Annotated in this window: 15 protein-coding genes and 5 pseudogenes; 13 read left to right on the top strand and 7 right to left on the bottom strand. The window is 52.0% G+C overall.

Annotated elements, in window-relative coordinates:
* Positions 1-8 precede the first annotated feature (8 nt).
* Genes SGP1_RS31830 through SGP1_RS23035 form a run of 3 tightly spaced genes read right to left on the bottom strand, consistent with a single transcriptional unit; the run spans position 9 to position 1,531 of the window.
* Positions 9-173 carry a hypothetical protein gene (locus tag SGP1_RS31830; protein ID WP_198408762.1) on the bottom strand — a complete coding sequence of 55 codons (165 nt, stop codon included), beginning with the start codon at positions 171-173 and terminating at the stop codon, positions 9-11.
* 57 nt (positions 174-230) lie between these two features.
* On the bottom strand, positions 231-1,157 hold the full coding sequence (locus SGP1_RS01595; RefSeq protein WP_011410036.1) for a CaiB/BaiF CoA transferase family protein: 927 nt from the start codon (positions 1,155-1,157) through the stop codon (positions 231-233).
* Between the two features lie 2 nt (positions 1,158-1,159).
* Positions 1,160-1,531 carry a hypothetical protein gene (locus SGP1_RS23035; protein ID WP_050747326.1) on the bottom strand — a complete coding sequence of 124 codons (372 nt, stop codon included), beginning with the start codon at positions 1,529-1,531 and terminating at the stop codon, positions 1,160-1,162.
* Between the two features lie 651 nt (positions 1,532-2,182).
* Between SGP1_RS23035 and SGP1_RS31825 the strand changes: the two genes are divergently transcribed.
* From SGP1_RS31825 to SGP1_RS01550, 11 genes and pseudogenes are all read left to right on the top strand, one after another.
* The gene (locus SGP1_RS31825) at positions 2,183-2,575 is read left to right on the top strand and encodes an L-rhamnose/proton symporter RhaT (RefSeq protein WP_050747325.1); all 393 of its coding nucleotides are present in this window, start codon (positions 2,183-2,185) and stop codon (positions 2,573-2,575) included.
* Positions 2,576-2,700: 125 nt separating this feature from the next.
* Positions 2,701-3,021: a hypothetical protein gene (locus tag SGP1_RS31820; RefSeq protein WP_198408761.1), complete on the top strand. Its 321-nt coding sequence runs from the start codon at positions 2,701-2,703 to the stop codon at positions 3,019-3,021.
* Positions 3,022-3,035: 14 nt separating this feature from the next.
* On the top strand, positions 3,036-4,109 hold the full coding sequence (locus SGP1_RS01580; protein ID WP_011410035.1) for a Gfo/Idh/MocA family protein: 1,074 nt from the start codon (positions 3,036-3,038) through the stop codon (positions 4,107-4,109).
* Between the two features lie 10 nt (positions 4,110-4,119).
* Entirely contained in the window at positions 4,120-4,482 is a 363-nt protein-coding gene (locus tag SGP1_RS26280; RefSeq protein WP_050747323.1) for a hypothetical protein, read from the top strand.
* A 261-nt stretch (positions 4,483-4,743) separates the two neighbouring features.
* Positions 4,744-4,986 (top strand): amidohydrolase family protein, encoded by a 243-nt coding sequence (locus SGP1_RS26275; RefSeq protein WP_050747322.1) that lies wholly within the window; start codon positions 4,744-4,746, stop codon positions 4,984-4,986.
* A gap of 84 nt (positions 4,987-5,070) precedes the next feature.
* Positions 5,071-5,784 carry a dihydrodipicolinate synthase family protein gene (locus SGP1_RS01570; protein WP_341532853.1) on the top strand — a complete coding sequence of 238 codons (714 nt, stop codon included), beginning with the start codon at positions 5,071-5,073 and terminating at the stop codon, positions 5,782-5,784.
* 182 nt (positions 5,785-5,966) lie between these two features.
* Positions 5,967-6,230: an L-rhamnose mutarotase gene (locus SGP1_RS01565; protein WP_011410034.1), complete on the top strand. Its 264-nt coding sequence runs from the start codon at positions 5,967-5,969 to the stop codon at positions 6,228-6,230.
* Positions 6,231-6,319: 89 nt separating this feature from the next.
* Positions 6,320-6,571 (top strand): MaoC/PaaZ C-terminal domain-containing protein, encoded by a 252-nt coding sequence (locus SGP1_RS01560; protein ID WP_050747321.1) that lies wholly within the window; start codon positions 6,320-6,322, stop codon positions 6,569-6,571.
* A 125-nt stretch (positions 6,572-6,696) separates the two neighbouring features.
* Positions 6,697-7,712 (top strand): annotated as a pseudogene (locus SGP1_RS01555) (iron-containing alcohol dehydrogenase).
* Positions 7,713-8,123: 411 nt separating this feature from the next.
* A pseudogene (locus SGP1_RS26270) lies at positions 8,124-8,666 on the top strand (IS3 family transposase); the annotation flags it as partial.
* 37 nt (positions 8,667-8,703) lie between these two features.
* Complete coding sequence (locus SGP1_RS01550) at positions 8,704-9,408, top strand: MFS transporter (RefSeq protein ID WP_041866534.1); 705 nt, start codon at positions 8,704-8,706, stop codon at positions 9,406-9,408.
* Between the two features lie 835 nt (positions 9,409-10,243).
* On the opposite strand, the pseudogene SGP1_RS26265 reads toward SGP1_RS01550, so the two are convergent.
* Positions 10,244-11,168, bottom strand: a pseudogene (locus SGP1_RS26265) (IS5 family transposase).
* Between the two features lie 339 nt (positions 11,169-11,507).
* On the opposite strand from SGP1_RS26265, the pseudogene SGP1_RS26260 reads away from it, so the two are divergent.
* A pseudogene (locus SGP1_RS26260) lies at positions 11,508-12,168 on the top strand (transposase).
* A gap of 313 nt (positions 12,169-12,481) precedes the next feature.
* On the opposite strand, the gene SGP1_RS01525 reads toward SGP1_RS26260, so the two are convergent.
* Positions 12,482-12,667, bottom strand: a complete 186-nt coding sequence (locus SGP1_RS01525; protein WP_041866530.1) for a hypothetical protein — start codon at positions 12,665-12,667, stop codon at positions 12,482-12,484.
* A 630-nt stretch (positions 12,668-13,297) separates the two neighbouring features.
* Between SGP1_RS01525 and SGP1_RS01520 the strand changes: the two genes are divergently transcribed.
* Positions 13,298-13,660 carry an N-acetyltransferase family protein gene (locus tag SGP1_RS01520; protein ID WP_424141147.1) on the top strand — a complete coding sequence of 121 codons (363 nt, stop codon included), beginning with the start codon at positions 13,298-13,300 and terminating at the stop codon, positions 13,658-13,660.
* A 93-nt stretch (positions 13,661-13,753) separates the two neighbouring features.
* On the opposite strand, the pseudogene SGP1_RS36010 reads toward SGP1_RS01520, so the two are convergent.
* Positions 13,754-14,837 (bottom strand): annotated as a pseudogene (locus SGP1_RS36010) (hypothetical protein); the annotation flags it as partial.
* A complete protein-coding gene (locus tag SGP1_RS36005) occupies positions 14,824-15,150 on the bottom strand; it encodes a hypothetical protein (protein ID WP_424141132.1) in 327 nt (108 codons plus the stop codon). The pseudogene SGP1_RS36010 and the gene SGP1_RS36005, both read right to left, overlap by 14 nt.
* Positions 15,151-15,416 lie beyond the last annotated feature (266 nt).

Below are 15,416 nucleotides of genomic sequence, written 5' to 3'. Positions count from 1 at the left end.
AAGTGGTTTCATACATCGGCCTCTTTCAAATTCAGTTCCGCGCTCATGCGCGTCGTATCCGCCCCTAAACGCGGTGCGGGACGGCCTATTTCGGGCCGTACGCCATTGAAACGTAGCGGGCTGCGCAACAGCGTTATCTCTCCCCCCGCCGGCAGCCTGACGCGTTGGGTCATTTCCAGCGAGTGAAATCCTTCGCTGGCGCATAGCGTTCAGTCATTGACCTCGGCAGCCTAATAGCCCTGCTGCTGCCGCAGTGTTAACCAATGTGCGGTGGAACGTTGTCGCGTGCAGTTGGCGATAATGGCTTTAATGTCATCGCGGCAGCGAAACCAGCTGGTCGGGTCGTGATAGGCTGCAAGGCGATCCGAGGCAAAGATACGCGCCAAATCGGTGACCGAGCCCATCGCCAGCGCGATATAACCATCCGCCGTCTGGTAGATACCATAGGGGGCGCTCAGCCAGGCATGCGCATTATTTTTTGCGCAGCGGCGCGGAGGCTGATGACCATCATTAAGCCAGGTGGTCAGCACCTCAAATTGCATGCCGAGCAGAGATTCCATCAGGCTGATGTCGACTCGCCCGCCCTGCTGCGTCCGGCCCCGGCGAAATAGGCAAGCCAGGATCCCTTCCACCAGATGCGCGCCGGCCAGAGAATCCGCGACTGATAGCGTGAAAGGCGTGGGCGGTTGATCAAAATCGCCGTTCAACCAGGTCAGGCCTGACATCGCCTGAATCAACAGGCCGGCTTTCTTGGCCCACCGGCCACGCGTGCCGTAGCCCGTGACCGAGGCGTATACCAAACGGGAGTTAAGCATTTTCACCGCGTCATAGCCCAGGCCGATGTTGTCCATCACGCCCGGCCGAAAGTTTTCAATCAGCACATCGGCCTGGGCTATGAGTTGTTTAACGCGCACCAAGGCCCGTGAGTCTTTCAAATCGGCCATGAAGCTTTCTTTACCACGGTTAATGGTATGAAACAACACACTGTCGTCGTCCACCCACTGGTTCCGTAAATTCAGCCGTCGACTGCCGTCACCTCTTCCCAGTCGTTCCACTTTAATGACCCTGGCGCCCATATCGGCGAGGCGCAAGGCCGCCGACGGGCCTGCCAGGTACTGGCTGAAATCAAGTACCATCAAACCTGCAAGAGGAAGCATAACTACTCCGTTTCGCGCAACTCTTCCAGCGCCTCGATACCGGTTTCACGATCGGCAATCGTTTCACCGTCAAACCAGGCGCCGCCGCGGATGGCGCACAACATGAGAAAATCCATCAGCATATTGATTGGGATCCCGGCATAAATCACCCGTCCTTCTTGCGCCAGAGCGAGCAACTGACCCCAGGTGGCGGGCAGCGTCAATCGTCCAGCCGACAGATGATCCGGACGGTACACGGCCACCAGCGTGGCTGCATCAATGGCCAGCGCGCTCTGAAACCCCTGAAAATCATAACTTTCATGGGAACCGCCCACGGAATTCGCCGCCTGATCGGCCAAGTATGCCGCCGACAAATAATCCTGTAGCGGTAGCACTTTCTCCGCGACAAATCCGGCCCAGGGATAATAACCAGCAAATCATACTGCTGCGCCAGAGCGTCAAGATCGCCGTCAGCAAACGCCTGTAGCGAACGTTTCTCCCACTGGATATCAATGTCTGGATGCAGCTCTCCAAACCGTTGCCCCGTCGCAACCACCGATGTATACCCCCGGCTATGCCCCCAGGTGATTCCCTTTAACGTCGCCATAAATGCTCCTTTTGCAATGAACATCACATAAAATTGGTACTACTAAGATACCACTGAGGCACAGTGTTAGCCGATTTTGTAGTAATAACGAGTAAAAATTTGATCGCGGCTGAAAAAAATAAGCAGGTTAATTTTTAAGTTGAATATCGAAAAAATGAGGATTAGCTTCCCTGTTAGTTCCAAATGAAGAACTTTATTTCATATATGAGAACAATTATCTATACAAGGTGTTCTCTAAACATCGAAGATAATTAACATGAGAGACACTATGCTGGCGGGATTTATTGTTTTAATGATCGCTTGTCTGTTCCAGGGAAGTTTCGGCCTCGGAATGAAAAATTACCGGCCTTTCTCATGGGAAGCCTTTTAGATCATTTTATCCATTATCGGGATACTGCTCATCCCCCTATTCTGGACCTGAGTCGAAGTCCCGGGATTTGTGCGTTATATCCTGGCAACACCCACCTGGGTGCTGGCTATTGCGGCCACCTGTGGGTTCCTGTGGGGAATCAGCGCTATCTGGTACGGTAAAGGCATCGATAGCATCGGCCTGTCGTTGACCGTCGGTATCAATACCAGCGTGGGATGCTCCCTTGGCTCGCTGATCCCGTTATTTATTCTGGGCACTCTTCTTCCGGCCCGTTCGCTTAGCTGGCTACTGGCGGGCATGGCGGTAATGATCGTCGGGGTCAGCATTATCACACACGCGGGTATCTTAAAAGATCAACAGTCAAAGCTTGAAATTTCGCGAGTAAAAAATGAAAAATTTGTCAGCATATTGCTCATGGCGCTGGCATCCGGCTTCAGCACCGCGGCCATGAACATCGTCTAAACCTACGCCAGCCGCGCCAGCACGCTTGCCGTCGCTGACGGCATTAACCCGGTTAGCGCCAGCCTGATAGCTTATGTGATCGTCTTTGCCTCCGGTGGGTTTATTTCCAATATAGGTTACGCGCTGTGGATGCTGAACAAGAACCACACCTTCAGCGATTTTTCACGCCCCGGATCGTCCTTTGCCTGGTTCAAGGCGCTGCTACACCGGCTGCATCTGGTTCGGTGCGCTCGGTCTATATGCCAAAGACCGCCCTGCTGGGTAATCTGGGGCCGGTTATCGGCTGGATTGCTTTCCTCTCAGGGGCTTTGATCATCTCTAACGCCTGGGCTTTAAAAACCGGCGAGTGGCGCGGCTACGAGAGACCCAAAAAAGTGATGCTCTTGGGAAGTGTGGTGCTTGTACTCTCGGTCGCTCTCGTCGGTTATGCCAACGGACTCGCCTAATAAAGGAGAAAAATATGCCTATATCAACGAAACACCCCTTACCTGTTAACCCCAAAGCGATTGCCATTATCGGCGCCGGCGGTATCGTCACCGATTCGCATTTGCCGGCTTACCGCAAAGCGGGTTTTAAGGTATTCGCCCTTTACGATCGCGATAAACAAAAAGCGCACAGCGTGGCCAGACAGTGGCAAATCCCCCACTGTTGCGACACCCTTGAGGACTTGATAGCACAGGGCGTGGCGGAAGAATGCGTGTTTGATATTGCCGTGCCGGCTTCGGAAATCCTGGCTATCCTGCAAAAACTGCCCGAACGCGTTGGCGTGCTCATTCAAAAGCCAATGGGCGAAAGTCTTACGCAGGCAAAAGCTATTCTCGACTGCTGCCGGCAAAAAGGACTCATTGCCGGCATCAATTTTCAGCTACGCCGCGCACCCTTTATGATGGCCGCTAAACAACTGGTCATGGAAAACCGATTGGGCGAAATTCACGATGTGGAAATGCGTGTTATTTGTCAAACGCCTTGGAATCTGTGGCAGTTCCTGTTTGAAAAGGAAAGAATGGAAGTTAATTACCACAGCATCCACTACATTGATGTTATACGCTTTTTCCTTGGCGACCCTCAAGCGGTTTACTGTAAAACTATGAAACATCCCAAAATTCTGGAACTGGCGCAGACGCGATCGTCCATCATTCTGGATTATGGCGACATTGTACGCGCTAATATTCATACCAACCACGGCCATGACTATGCGCCGGATAAACAAGAATGTTTTTTCAAAATAGAGGGAACCCGGGGCGCGATCAAAATTCAGATTGGCGTCATCCTGAATTACCCTAAAGGCTCTGTCGATAAATTTGAATATGTCCTCGATGACGGTAAAGGGTGGCGAGAAATCTCCATTGACGGAACCTGGTTTCCTGACGCCTTTATCGGTCCCATGGCCGGCCTGCAATGTAAGATTGAAGACGATAATTATCACTACCTGAATAGCGTCGAAGATGCCTGGAAAACTATGTGCGTGGTGGAGGCCTGCTACCGTTCATCCGCTAAGGGCGCCATCCCGGTAACCTATCAAGACAACCATTAGGAGACCCGGCGTGCTGCACATTACCGATACACATCTTCATTTATGGGATCTGTCCCGCTTCCGGTTACCGTGGCTGGATGCGGTACCAGCGCTGCAGCACGATGTGGCGTGGGCAGATTATCCGACCTGCGCCCCTGACGGGCATTGGTGCATCGACCGGGCGCTGTATGTGGAAGTGGATGTCGCCCCGGTTCAACGGCAACAGGAGGCGCGCTATCTGCGTGAACTGTGCGAGGAGCCCGCCAACGCTGTCTGCGGCGGCATCATCTCTCTGGATTTACAGCAGCCTGACGCTGTCGCCCGCTGCCGTGAAGCGAACACGATTCATCGCTGGGTGAAAGGCGTCCGACACGTTCTGCATGTACCAAGCTAGCCGCCCGGTAGCTGCCTGACGCCCGTCTTCATCCAGAATGTCAACGCGCTCGGCGACGCCGGGCTGTGCTTTGAGGCCTGCGTAGGCAATGCTGAGTTGGGCGATGTGGCCCACCTTGCGCGCCATGCGCCCGCAACCAACATTGTATTGAATCATATGGGTATGGTGGATGCCATGCGACTGGCGCAAGAAACAGATCATGCTCTGCGCTAGCGGCAAAATCTGCACGCGCTGACCGCGTGCGACAACGTTTATTGCAAGGTGTCCGGTGTCATTATTCCCTCCGAAGGCGATATAGGTCTTGTTCGCCCCGCTGTCGAGATTGTCCTTAAGACGTTCAGCCGCGACAAGGTCATTTTTGCCAGCAATTTCCCCGTCTGCGATCTGGGGACGGGAATGGTGCCCTGGATCGATGTGATGATGGATATTACGCGCGCATTCGGCCACGTGTATCAGACCCACTTATTCAGCGACAATGCCGTGCGGCTTTATCGATTGTCATGAATGGGCTAGCCCTTCCGGCCCCGGGAGACGACGGCGCAGTTTCATTAAAGCAGGAGAAAAAATATGTCCTTATAGTTCAAAGGGATCATTCCACTAGTTCCCACGTTATTTGATGAGCAGGAGCAGTTTGACGAAGCGGCGATGGGACGGCTTATCGATTATTTGCTTACCACCGAAGTGGACGGGCTGTTTTTTCTCGGCAGCGCCGGCGAATTCGCGCACATGTCGGACGCCCTGCGTGTGCAGGTGATGAAGTTTTGTATCACCCATGTTGCCGGCCGTAAACCCGTGTTGGTCGGCATTGCCCATTCAGGCACACAGGCGACATTGGCCTTCGGCCGGCTGGCGCAAGAGTACGGCGCGGACGGCGTGGTAGTCGTCAATCCCTGGTATAATCCGCTGGCGGAAGAGTACCTCTTTGAGCATTATCGCTATATTGCTGAATATCTTCCGCTACCCATCTTGCTTTATAATTTCCCGGCGCTGACGGGACAATCAATCCCGGTCGCGTGTATCGTGCGCCTGGCGCAGGCGTGTCTGAATATTGTCGGCTTGAAAGATACCGTCGATACCCTGAGCCATATTCGCGAAGTGATCCATGCCGTTAAACCCGTGCGTCCCGACTTTGCCGTGTTTGCCGGTTACGACGAATACCTGCTCGGCACGTTAATCCTCGGCGGCGATGGCGCCATTCCTGCAAGAGCCAATTTTGCTCCTCAGCTCACCTGCGGGATTTATCGCCATTGGCAACAGAAGGAATTCGACCAGGCCAATGCGCTACAAAGCCGACTGTCGTAGATCCCGGCACTCTACAGCCTGGATGTACCGTTTTACAATGTCGTGAAATATGCGCTGACCCAGTCGGACTGGATATTCCAGTTCATTCGCTGCGCCCCACCGGGCCGCTCAACCAACAGCGCAGAGTTCAAATTCGTGAAACGCTGGCACGCAGCCGTATTATTTAATAGGGAGGATTTGCCATGAAGTCAATTCGGCGTTTTGGAGGCGTGATAAAAGTTAAGCCGGACAAATATGCCTATTATGCACAATTACATGCTAATCCTTGGCCCGATGTTAATGCCATGATCAAAAAATGTAATATTGCCAACTATTCTATTTACTTTAAGGATGGCTATCTATTTAGTTATTACGAATATCATGGCGACAATTATCAAGAAGACATGAAAAAAATGGCTGTGGATCCGGTTACTAAGAAATGGTGGGCGGAATGCGTCCCTGCCTGACGCCGCTTGCAACACGTACGCCAGGGGAATTATGGACGAATATGGAAGAAGTCTACCACCTGGATTAACCGTCGGCCCGGAGTAGAGTTATGTTTATCGATAAATATTTCGAGGAATTTGTGCTGGGCGAAACCCGCACCACAACGGGACGCACCATCACTGAAAGCGATATTGTATTACACGCCGGCATGACCGCGGGTGATATTAATTCCCGCGCCATGACCTATGGCTATGAAAAATTAAATTTTCCTGAACCAGTTTTTATTGGTGATACCTTGCAGGTGAAAGTGTCCATCAGCGAAAAAAGGACCATCCGCGTAGACCGGGCTACGGCCTGGTGACGGAACAGCTTGAAGTAGTAAATCAACGGGGCGGCTGCGTGCTGGCAACACAACACTTATTATTAGTCGAAAAAAGCAGCCAGTCATAAACATTCCTATCCATTATTTTTTTCAAGGAGAATAAAATGGCTTACAGAATAATTTTAAATGAAACGGCCTGGTTTGGCGCCGGCGCTATCGCACATATCGTCGAGGAAGTTACTCGGCGCGGCTACCGTAAAGGCCTGGTGGTGACGGATAAAGTCCTGCGCGACTGCCGGGTAGTGGATAAAATCACCACGCTCCTGCAAGAAAATAATCTCGATTACGCGCTCTTTGATGAGGTTATGCCCAATCCAACCATCGTGGTGTTAAAAAGGGGTCTTGAAGCTTTTCGCCAAAGCCGCGCCGATTATTGCCGTGCCTACCACGGCGGGCACCGCCGCTGAAGTGACTATTAATTATGTCATTACCGATGAAGAGAAACGGCGTAAATTCGTTTGTATCGACCCCCATGATATTCCGTTCGTATCGATTGTCGATGCCGATATGATGGCCAGTATGCCCGCTTCATTGAAAACCGCCACCGGATCGATGCGCTCACCCACGCAATTGAAGGTTATATAACACGCGGCGCCTGGGAAATGACCGACATGCTGCATTTGAAAACCATCGAACTCATTGCCCGTTCCTTGAGAGACTCCGTCGCCGGTCATGCCTCGGGAGGAGAAGGTATGGCCCTGGCGCAATATATCGCCGGCATGGGCTTCTCCAACGTCGGTCCTGGACTGGTGCACGGCATGGCGCACCCCTTGGGCGCGTTTTATAATTTACCGCACGGCGTGGCGAATGCCATTTTACTGCCGCATGTTATGGCCTGGAACGCAGAGAACACCGGTGAAAAATATCGCCATATCGCGATAGCTTTGGGAATAAGCGATGCTCAGAGTGTGGATATAGCGCAGGCACGCCAGATGGCGGTCGAGGCAGTGAAAACACTGTGCCGCGATGTCGACATTCCCCGAGGGTTAGGCCAGGTCGGGGTGAACCCCGAGTATATTCCCCAGCTCGCCCAGCGGCCCTGGAGGACGTTTGTACCGGCGGTAATCCCCGCACAGCCGGCATCGACGATATCAAACAATTATATTCACGCGCCCTGTAAGGCTTAAGAGAACCGGCCCGCTAAGCAGCGGGCGAGCGGCAAGGAAAAGGGCCTAGAGGCGGCAGAGGTAATAACGTGATGCACAAAGCATCGCGTTGCTCCGGGCACCGTCAGTTTTTACCTGGGCAATCTGTCGGAGGCGAATAAATTATCAGGAGCAGAAACTGGCTTTAGCGGAGTTTGCACATCGCTACCCCAGCAAAGCAGGCTATCCGTGAGATAACGGGACTTCCGGCCATAAGCGGCGAAGTGCGTTCCTCCTGCTGGCGATTGTATTGGACGGGTGATAACCGCAATCTTATCGCCATAGAAAGTCATCGATGAAGCAGAGAATAGAGGCACGCTCGACGCTGACTGTCGCCTCGCGCCTGTATAGGTAGTGGCACACTGAATTTGGCCACCTGAACAGAGGTGATATGCTCACCTCAGAACTACACCGTTTCAGATGCGGCCAGTGCTATGGATGTTGGACTTTCTACCATGACACGATGGGTGAAGCAGCCGCGTAATGAATGACGGGGAAAAACATCAAAAGCCTACCCCATAACTCCGGAACAAATCGAAATACGCGAGCTGAAGAAATGACACAGCGTATTGAAGTGAAAATGAAATAGCAAAAAAGGCTACCGCGCTCTTGATGTCAGATTACCTGAACAGTTCTCGTTAATCGGGAAACTCAGGGCGAGTTATCCTGTGGTCATATTCTGCCACGTGTTCGGGGTTAATCGCAGCAGCTACAAATACTGGAAAAACTGTTCTGAAAAGCCAGACGGCAGGCGGGCTGTATTACGCAGCCAGGTTCTGGAGGTGCATAACATCAGCCATGGTTCTGCCGGCGCAAGAAGTATCGCAACTATGGCAACGATGATAGGCTTTCGGATGGGACGATGGCTTGCCAGCAGGCTCATGAAAGAGCTGCGGCTGTTAAGTTGTCCGCAGCCTACTTGTAAGCATACCGCTGCTTTCGCCGGCATTGGGCGCAGTGACAATCATGTTCACCACCTGGCGCGCGGTTTTTGCCATCATGCTGGGTTATGCCTTGCTAACAATGGCAACGCTGTGGTTAATGACGCATGAAACGCTCAACCGGCGCGCGCCGCTGCGATTACTGACGACGTTTGATCATTATTATCGCCTGCTAATGCAACGCCACTTTGTACTGCCGGCGCTATCCATCGGTAGCGGCGTGGGTGGAATTTATACGCTTTCCATTGCGCTGCCGTTTGTCTTGATCTATCGGCTCAGACTTTCCACTTTCAGCTTCGGATTAGTGATGATGTTCCAAACGGGCTCGTACATTACCGGTTCTCTGCTCGCCAACCGTTTGTTACGACTCCATTCATTGACTTCTATTATCCGGCTAGGGGTATCGGTCATTGCGCTCGGCGGGATACTGTTTTTACTACTGCCTCACCTGTGCGTCCCCGCGGTCTGGGTATGGATAAGTCCCGCGGCGATTTGGGTCTTTGGCAACGCACTGGTGGCACCGGGTCTAACCAGCTTTGCGATGGAAAGGCAGGCGGAGAAGGCAGGCAGTGCCTCGGCGCTGCTGGGATTTATACAAATTGGTATTGGTTTTCTCGACAATACGCTGCTGGGCAGCTTTTATACCGATGTTGCGCAGGGAACAGCTTGGTTAGTTCCCATGTCCGCGTTCATCGCCGTGAGCTGCGGGTTGGCCAGTAAACGCGCGTGATGTTTACTATTGGCCTTGACCCAACATCTTGCGCCACCGATGCCTTAAGGAACAGAACTCAGACATCCTTAGTCGAAGCTGTTTAAAATCAACAATGGTTCGCGATTTGCCAAAACAATAGTGGGCAGATAATTGAATTATGTCCGGATCCCAATTTGCTTTAACGTGTGCCGGTTGACAGAACATCTTGGCTGATTAAGGCATGGTAATGCCCGAAGTCTATCGGTAATGGTTACATTGGCGTCAAGAACCCTTTTTGCTACTGCATATCAGATTCGTTAGTCGTTCCAACTTCCCCTTTGGTATCAGGATCCATTGCACGAGAAACAGCCGCCGAACTTGGCGCCTATATTTTACGGCGTAAGCGAAAAACGGGTGTAACGATAGATATCTTGAGTCTCGTTCTGAGCGTCCTTCTCAATGCCATTATGAACAAGTGTGAGGGAGGTAAATATTTCATCGAACTATAAGACAACGCTTCTAATATCAGCCATTGATAGCGTAGGGGATAACCTGATTGTTGAGTGAGTAGAGAATAGGCGATAGGGAATAAAGGGGCGCCGGGGGTGGCATCCACTATATTATAAACAGATATAAATTTATCTACATCAGTGATCGCATTCATCGCATTCAGTGGCGAGAGAGCGATGGCCATTAGCTGATTATGCTAAATCGAGGCAGGGGGCCTTTTCAAAGTTATGCTGTATCGTCGGTGCACATTATATAATAAAATATCAGAATTTTGGGATGAGCTAAACCCAAAAAAAATCATGCTCGGGACGGCTTTGTTGAATAAATCAGAACTTGTGACTACACCCCCCTAGCAGATCGATTGTTATGCGATCCGGATGCTGTTCGGCATTCCTAACAGCGTCATTTTGTTAAGCGCTTTGACCATCGCCATTGCCTCACCTACCTGCGCATCATAGTCACGTAGACTTAGATGAGCGCCCAGAAGCGTTTTGAACCGGAATATAGCTGTTTCAGCCACTGAGCGTCAATGATAGCCCACTTGCTTTTTCCATACATCGTTACTGCCGCTTAGACGCTGATTCACAACGGCGTAGTTACGCTCATGGTATCGGTCTGGCCAATATTGCGCCTCACCCCGTGGAGGAATAAGAGGCCTTATTTTCTTCCTCAGCAGCGCATCATGACAGTAGCGGGTATCGTAAGCGCCATCAGCCGACGCTTCCCTGATTTTCCGCTGGGTCTGGTTTATCAGAGCTGGTAGGGCCTGAGTATCCGTCGTACCGCTGAGCGATAAGTCAGCACAGATAATCTCATGCGTTACACTGTCTGCGGCCATATGCAGCTTACGCCACACCCTCCGTCTGTCGGCACCATGCTGTCGGACTTTCCATTCGCCTTCGCCAAAGACCTTCAGGCCGGTTCCGTCAATGACTAGAGGTGAGATTTCACCACGGGTCGGTGTTTTTATGCTGATCTTAACTGTCTTTGCTCGCTTGCTGATCAGCGAGTAGTCTGGGCATCTTAGCGGCAGCACCATCAGTTTAAAAATGGCGTTAACGAAGCCCTGTAAAGCCCTTAACGAAAGGCCAAACACGCGTTTCATCGATCAGAACAGTGGTGATAGCCATATGCGTAGTGAAGCGGCCGGCCACGCCCCGTTCAGGCGTTGTTTTTTCCGTCCATGCAACAATTGCCGACTCATCCAGCCATATCGTCAGAGCCCCGCGCTGCTTGAGAGCTTTGTTGTAAGTGGACCAGTTGGTTATTTTAAACTTTTGCTTTGCCATGGAGTGCTGATATTGAAATGACGGTAGTGATCTGTTCGCCAAAACACGACGCATCTCATAAAACATATATTAGATCACGTTTCCTTACCCTAACCTGGTTCAGCATGCTGAACTAAGCGTATTTTTGCATTTTTATATGCGATAAACTTATTGTCATAGAATCAGGAGTTATCATAGGTGGTAAAGGGTGTAATTCTTTAGTCCGTGCAGACAAAATACTAACCTATATCGCTTATGTGGGGAGTTATGCTCATTTCTGGTGTATGAGGTTTCGGAGAGGGTGGCGTATCCTGCTGATTGATTCCGTGGATGATTTCAACAACAGAGAAATGATACGCCATGAAAAAGTCTACCCTACAGGTGTCTCCGCAGAACCAGATATTACCAGTGAGCCCTTGCATGAACTCATCCGTCATGGTGCCAGACAACTGATGGCCGCCGTCGTTGAGGCTGAGCTCGAAGCCATGCTGAACGCCGTCTTGACGATGGGCGTCATGCCGTCGTCCGTAACGGTTATTTACCACAGCGAACCATACAGACGGGTATTGGCGATGTTGAAATTAAAGTGCCTAAGGTCAGGGATCGCAGCGGCGACGGAATATGCTTCAACAGCGCGTTGCTGCCATGGCTGTACCTGCGAGACATATCCACCGGTGATTTTCATGAAGCCCTGGGGCGCTACTCGGTGAAAAAGCCCACGGCCTCTCCGCGAGTACCATCAGCAGACTAAAACAGCAATGGCTTGAAGAGCACAGGCAATGGTGCCTGCGTGATTTAAGCGATACGCGCTACGTTTGCGACTGTGAGGCTACGAAGCAGACGCGCAAAGAAGTGTGGTTCGAGAGAAACCACCCTGTCAATGGTATTTAAGCTGCTCCAGTCTGCTCAGAAAAGCTGGAACCGGCTAAGAGGATTTGACCTGCTGACCCTGGTGGTAAACAACGTCCAATTTCAGGATGGAGAACAGATTCACGAAGCATCAGAGCAGAGCGTAGCCTGATCGCCATACACCAGATTTGATAATAACTCTTAACGACTTCGGTATTTACAGAGCAATTTTCTTTCAATTATATGATAGCGCTGTAAGACTAAACCTTACTTGGATTTTTATGGAAACAATATTTCCGCGCGGCTTTTTTCTTAGCCTGAGAGCGATAACAATTCAGAATCACCCTAATTCAGTTTTGGTTTTCGGTTATTCCGATGTTATTAATAATTATTAAGTAAAACTAATTATTCACGATTAACAGAATGAAGGCGCCTTCCCATTTTAACGGAGAATGGAATAAGGTAAAGAACCTATTAAACTAATTTTATGAAATATTCCGCATGCAGATGCTTAGCGTGGCTTGTCTGCGACCTTCTTTCTTGCCTTCCAACCTGCCCTTGTCCATGCCCTCCAGCAACCCTTCAAGCATCCCTTTGCGCATGCCTTCCATCAATCCCTCCAGTCTGCCTTTTTTCATGCCCTGCAATTCGAGATAATGCGCAATATTCATTGTTTCCTCACTGTCTCCTATGGTTTACTACGACGCTAACTACTTGAGGCCATACACGCGTGCGATGACATCTCTTCCATGGGTCATCAGCTCCCCAGCACAATAGTATTATCAGCCGTTTGAGTTTAACAAAAGGGGGTTGCCACGGGAATATGGTGGCACTTATTACATTTGTTACATGAAAAACATGCGATCCATTTTTTATTCATCGATCACCTTGTGACATACATAAATCAATACCATACTAATTAAATATCGTCACGACCCGATAGCGCTGATAACGGCTAGCGGCACTGTCTGGAGACAGCCGGTTGCCGCCGCCAAAATCCTGGCGACAGGCAGGCCACGTGGGCGTTTGGCTGCGACGACATTTTTGTTATGGCGCTAATAGTTTGGCGAGGCTAGGTTTAACTATTATTCGTGTTATCTGTTATTAACAACAGAACATCTTTCAGGGGGTACAGTGACACATTCGGCTATTCTCATCAGCGATGCCCAAGCAACGGATCTGCTTGCTATCCGTGATATTTATGCCTGGCATGTGCAACACGGTATCGCCAGTTTCGAGACCGAGCCGCCGTAGCTAAATGATATGATGGGCCGCTATACCGCGCGGTAAAGGCGCAAGGGCTGCCTTGGCTTGCGGCCCGGCAAGACGGCGAACTGCTGGGCTATTGTTATCTTTCCCCTTATCGTCCCCGTTACGCCTACCGTTTCACCGTCGAGGATTCCGTGTATATTCATCCGGCCAAATCCGGACGCCGACTCGGCTCGTTACTGCTGCGCGAGGCCATTATTCGGGCGGAACAGGGTGGCTGGCGTCAGATGTTGGCGATTATCGGCAATGCGGAAAATCATGCCTCGTTACGTTTGCATCAAAAGCTTCAATTGATAGGACAGCTGACGGCGGTGGGCTTTAAACATGGCCGTTGGGTAGATACCCTGTTGATGCAGAGTAGTCTGGGAGAAGGCCAGCAAACTACCGCCCCATGATGGCTAACGCCGTCACAGACGGCGCCGCGCCCGCAGCACCCTGCTTATAGCGCCGGCCTGTGCAGGCCCGCTCACAGGTCGGCGAGGGAAGGATCAGGCTTCGGTCGGCGTCGCAGAGGTAACGTTGGCGTTCTCTACAATCATTTTTTGCGGCATCGACAGCGTAATGCCGTCGGCACGCAGGCGCTTTAGGATCTCGAACAGCAGATCGCTTTTGGTTTATGCCACTACGCGCGGACTGCTGACGAAACCGGTCACGCTCAGTACGATACCCAACGGCGTCAACTGGCTGAAAGTGACCGAGGGCGCCGGCGCGCTTTGGATAGCTTCGTGCTCGCGAGGCCTCCAGCAGACCAAAACCGATCCCCACCGACAGCGCGCTGAAGATCCAGGCCAGATTATTCCACTGTATGCCGAGGGTGGACAGCGCCAGCAGGATCCCAACACATAGCCAACATTGCTAAACAGCGTCACCAGCGAGAAACGCATTCCCGGTTCCATCATGGTCTTCGGCAGGAAATTTTTTTCCAGCCAGCGTCTGGCGGAGCGCAGGACATAGAGGGCGATTGCCAGAAAGATCAGGGCGTTCAAAACATGGGCGGGGACGATATTGAGCTTTTCAAGCCCTTTGCCGTCCCAAACTTCGAGCACTTTATGCAACAACGCCAACGGCGTGGTGGAGCCGAAATTACCGTTGATCAGGGCCACGGCGCCAAACACAATCAGCAGCGTTTTGCCGATAGCCGCGAGCAGCGCCGAAAGCCCATAGCCGAAAATGGGTCGTGGACACGCTGGTGCCGACGCTGCTGTTGAGCTGCTCAATAGCGCCTGAAATCAACACGAACGTGGCCAGCAGCGGCGGCAGCTTCATGGCAAGCGCAATGGCGTCAAGGATCGCCGGCAGGCGCCAGGAAGGTCGATGGTTGGATAAAAACGCACGGCCCAGCCCGGCGATGAGCGAGGCAAAAAACGTTAAACGCAGCACGCCATCGGCAAAATCCACCAGTTCGTCGGACACATCCGGCAGACGGGTGAGCAGCCAATAAAGCAATTACGCCCCTACCCCTACGCTCAACACGGTGACCAGCGCGGTGGAGCAGGCGAGAAAGCTGCGGCGCAGGCGACCTTCGGGCAGAACATGGATACTGAACCAGCCAAGGGGTTTATCCAGCCAACGCGAGCTGAACCCCCACACCAGCAGCACCAGCAATGCGGCGGAGCCGAAGCGCCATTCCGGGGACCAGGCTTGCTGCCAGGCGTCGGCCACATCGTCGGAGAAACTGGCCAGCCGGCGGCGGCCCCAGCACGTCCAGCTGTCCCTGTAGCTGCGTGCGATCGGGCTGCAACGCTGTCATCAGGGTATCGGCGTCGCTGGCTAATTGCAGGGCGCTGTCGCCGGCGGCCTCCGGCGCGTCATCCGCACGCGCCCCGGTTGAGAGAGTGCCAAACGCCAGCATGACGCTGAAAAGAAGGATCCAAAAAGCCTTCATACAACAATTGGAAAACCTAGGCATAGCGTAATTTATCTCGTAATCGTTAAGCAGCAGCCACACGTGCCGGGGACCGGTCGCGTCGCAAATCTTCCATCGCCGGCGAATGCAGGGTGGCGTCAACAATCTTACCAGCTTATTATGTTTTTAGCGTCATCGTCAGCCGACAGTCAGCACCTTCGGGGATCGCGCCCTTTATTGAAAACGGCCTTAGGCATATTCAGTCCCTCACTATCCGCCCGTCTGTACTACAATCGTAGCAACTG

The organism is Sodalis glossinidius str. 'morsitans' (assembly GCF_000010085.1).
Taxonomy (GTDB): Bacteria; Pseudomonadota; Gammaproteobacteria; order Enterobacterales; family Enterobacteriaceae; genus Sodalis; species Sodalis glossinidius.
This window is presented reverse-complemented; position numbering and strand designations above follow the sequence as displayed.

Coding starts and splice junctions, on each gene's coding strand:
- SGP1_RS31830 (WP_198408762.1), bottom strand. CDS start 173: ATGACCCAACGCGTCAGGCTGCCGGCGGGGGGAGAGATAACGCTGTTG.
- SGP1_RS01595 (WP_011410036.1), bottom strand. CDS start 1,157: ATGCTTCCTCTTGCAGGTTTGATGGTACTTGATTTCAGCCAGTACCTG.
- SGP1_RS01580 (WP_011410035.1), top strand. CDS start 3,036: ATGCCTATATCAACGAAACACCCCTTACCTGTTAACCCCAAAGCGATT.
- SGP1_RS01565 (WP_011410034.1), top strand. CDS start 5,967: ATGAAGTCAATTCGGCGTTTTGGAGGCGTGATAAAAGTTAAGCCGGAC.
- SGP1_RS01560 (WP_050747321.1), top strand. CDS start 6,320: ATGTTTATCGATAAATATTTCGAGGAATTTGTGCTGGGCGAAACCCGC.
- SGP1_RS01550 (WP_041866534.1), top strand. CDS start 8,704: ATGTTCACCACCTGGCGCGCGGTTTTTGCCATCATGCTGGGTTATGCC.
- SGP1_RS01525 (WP_041866530.1), bottom strand. CDS start 12,667: ATGAATATTGCGCATTATCTCGAATTGCAGGGCATGAAAAAAGGCAGA.
- SGP1_RS36005 (WP_424141132.1), bottom strand. CDS start 15,150: ATGAAGGCTTTTTGGATCCTTCTTTTCAGCGTCATGCTGGCGTTTGGC.